Consider the following 3,468-nt stretch of genomic DNA (forward strand, 5'->3'; position numbering starts at 1 on the left):
GGATTAACTTTTTGCAACCGTTTTTCTGCCATCCTAAAAAAACCATATCCAATTTAATATTACAGCACTTTCTTTTCTATATCAGACATTATATAATCTCTGATATAGGTGCAACACCCAGTTTTGATGCAGGAAAGAAAAAATGCTAGCCACCATATCCCCCTACGAAGAACCAGAATCGTCCCCCTCATACTGCTGTTTGACCATTGACCCAGAATTCCAAAACCTGATTCCCCCGCCATCAACTGAAGAACTAGCCATATTAGAAGCTAACTTAAGCCAAGAAGGTTGCCTTCAACCTCTCATAGTCTGGAAAAACCACAATATCCTTCTAGACGGTCATAACCGTTACCAGATATGCACCCAACTGCATATCCGGTATACGACTCTAGAGATTGAACTGCCAAACAGAGAAGCTGCACTAACCTGGATTGTCAACCACCAGTTGGGACGACGTAACATCACCCCAGAAACCGCCAGCTACCTGAGAGGAAAGCGATACTCCTTACTCAAAGGCAATCGGGAGGACAATCTAAAGCAGAACTCACCGAAGGGACAAAATGTCACTTCGGTAGATATAGCCGAAGAATTGGCCCAACAGTATAAAGTTAGCAGTCGTACCATCAAACGAGATGCCCAGTTTAGTGAAGCGATCGATACGCTAGCATTAGCAATGGGAGAAGAAATAAAGCAAGATATCCTGGGACGCAACGCGAATATCCCTAAAAAAGAAGCACTCTCGCTGTTTCAAATCGTGAAAACTGAAGGCGAACAGGTAGCACGTCATCGATTAGAGCAATTACGCCATCCCATTGATATCGTCGAACGAATTAGGAACAAAAAGCTCCTTCCCAACCCCCGGCGCGTCGGTGAAGTCTGTCAAATCGTAGCTAAAGGCGATACAGAATTAAAAAAAGTTTCGGGATGTTGGTGCATAATCGTTGGGGTAAACACCTACAGTTGTGCAATACGGACGTGGAAAATGGACTTTGATGCAGTCAAACCTGAGAATTTAGAACCCATTGATGGCGCTTCTGAAGAAAAAGCAGCTTTCATAAGTTCGCGCATTAGGCAATTAGCTGACAAAATGTATGAAGATTTCGACCCCACCCACGCAGCTGCATTAGAAGCATTTGGTAGATTACCAAATCCCGCTACTCTAACTCCTAAACAGGAACGTTTATTAGCTTTTCTGGAAACAGAATATTCAGGAATTTAATGCTGTACATCGATATTTTCCTATCTTGCCATCATGCCATTCTCAACGGTATACTCATCACCCGTCAAACCAAAAGAGATAAAGAATATCACTTTCAAGATTGGTTCAATGCTAGATTAACCAATTTGCAAACTACCATTCCCTTTAACTTCGAGCAACCAGGTAGAAACACTTATCCCGACTTCAGAATTATTCAGAATCCAGAAGGTTATGAAATCAAAGGATTAGAATATCCAGGTAGATATAAAGATTACGACAGCAACAGCCAAGTTCAACTGTTAATTTAAAATCCAGCCGAGAACAAGAAGACGTGATGCAAGAAGCTGAAGAAGATGATGTACAATTATAACTAATTTAAATAATTATGGAAGCTTTAGATACTCAAATACCTTTTCTATATGAAGAAACTGCATTTTCTAAATCACCACAATATCTTAGAGATATAAAAGCTATAGAAGATGAAAATTTTCCTTTTGAACAATTAAGCATAATCGCCGAACAAGAAAGCTGGCGCAAAGAAATAAACAGACCAATTTATTATATTCATAAATGGTGGGCAAGGAGACTTGGCTCAGTATTCCGTGCTATTATTATTTCTACGTTTTCTCCTCAAGTTTCCGACATCCTCAAATTATTTTATCAACCCTTGGACTTGAAAGGAGTAAAAGTATTCGATCCATTTATGGGTAGCGGTACGACTATAGGGGAAGCAATCAAACTCGGTGCAACAGCAATTGGGCGTGATATTAACCCTGTCGCTTATTTTTTAGTGAAAAATGCGCTTAATAAAAAAGATAAGCACCGGATTATAGAATCCTTTGAGGATATTAAGAAAAGTGTCAGCGATCGCATTCAACAATATTACACAACTATCCTAGAAAATGGCGAAACTGCTACTGTTCTCTACTACTTCTGGGTAAAATATTTACCTTGTCCAGCTTGTACTCATCCGGTTGATTTGTTCTCATCATACATCTTTTCAAAGCACGCTTATCCGAATAAGTTTCCGCAAGCTCAAGCTATTTGTCCAAACTGCGAAAATATTAGCACGATTCATTATAATGATAATAAAATAATCTGTCATAAATGCCAGTCAACTTTTAACCCGCAAATAGCTAATGTCAAAGGTCAAAAAGCTACTTGCAAGCATTGTAGTCATACATTTTCTATCGTTAAGGCAGTACAGAATTACGAAAAACCACCAGCACATCGGATGTATGCTAAATTGGTACTCCTAAAAGATGGTTTAAAGCAATATTTGCCAATTAATGAATATGACATAACTCTGTATGAGTCAGCCAAAAAAGAATTAAGTAGTCGCTCAAATGCTTATCCAATAGTAGCAATAAAACCTGGTTACAATACCGACCAAGTTCTTAATTATTGTTATCGTTACTGGCATGAAATGTTTAACGAACGCCAGTTATTATGTTTGAATATATTAGCCGAAAAAATTAAAAAAATTAACGATATAACAATTAGAGATTTATTTACCTGTCTTTTTTCCGGTGTTCTTGAATTTAATAATATGTTTGCTTCCTTCAAAGGCGAAGGAACAGGCGCAGTACGTCATCTATTCTCTCATCATATCCTCAAACCAGAACGCACGCCATTAGAGGCTAATCTTTGGGGAACGCCCAAAAGTTCTGGGGCATTTTCGACATTGTTTGAAAGCCGAATATTAAAAGCGATAGATTATTGCGAAAAGCCTTTCGAGATTAAAGTAGTTCAGAATAAAGTCAAGGTAGTCACGGAAAAATTATATGGTTTATCTCCTGCTATGGGATTGGAAATAGTAGACAGTTTTGATAAAATTAGCCATAACAGAACTGTATATCTCGACTGTGGAGATTCGGCGGAAATCGATATTCATACAGAAAGCATTGATGCTATTATAACAGACCCGCCATTTTTTGATAACGTTCATTATTCCCAATTAGCAGATTTCTTTTATGTTTGGCAGCGTTATCTAAAGTCAGACAAGATAATATCTAATGAGACAACGCGCCATCCAAATGAAGTACAATCAAGCGAAATTAGTGTTTTTGCGGAACGCTTGCAACGAGTATTTTGTGAATGCTACCGAGTTTTGAAACCAGATGGTTTGATGGTATTTACTTATCACCATTCAAAAGCTGAAGGATGGCAGGCGATTTTACGCGCTATAGTTAATTCTGGTTTGGTAATTATTGCAGCTCATCCAATTAAGTCGGAGATGTCTGTCGCTACTCCTAAAAGCCAAGCTAATT

General features: G+C 38.4%; 3 protein-coding genes. All 3 read left to right on the forward strand.

The window, feature by feature from the left end; genetic code table 11:
* The first annotated feature begins 142 nt into the window (after positions 1-142).
* The gene (locus H6S82_RS24670) at positions 143-1,219 is read left to right on the forward strand and encodes a hypothetical protein (protein ID WP_190473968.1); all 1,077 of its coding nucleotides are present in this window, start codon (positions 143-145) and stop codon (positions 1,217-1,219) included.
* Positions 1,219-1,506 (forward strand): hypothetical protein, encoded by a 288-nt coding sequence (locus tag H6S82_RS24675; protein WP_190473970.1) that lies wholly within the window; start codon positions 1,219-1,221, stop codon positions 1,504-1,506. The genes H6S82_RS24670 and H6S82_RS24675 overlap by 1 nt, the downstream gene beginning before the upstream one ends.
* A gap of 77 nt (positions 1,507-1,583) precedes the next feature.
* Positions 1,584-3,468 (forward strand): DNA methyltransferase (locus H6S82_RS24680; RefSeq protein WP_191056865.1); only part of this gene is annotated, 1,885 nt, incomplete at its 3' end.

Source organism: Planktothrix sp. FACHB-1355 (assembly GCF_014748295.1).
In the GTDB taxonomy this organism is placed as follows: domain Bacteria; phylum Cyanobacteriota; class Cyanobacteriia; order Cyanobacteriales; family Aerosakkonemataceae; genus Aerosakkonema; species Aerosakkonema funiforme_A.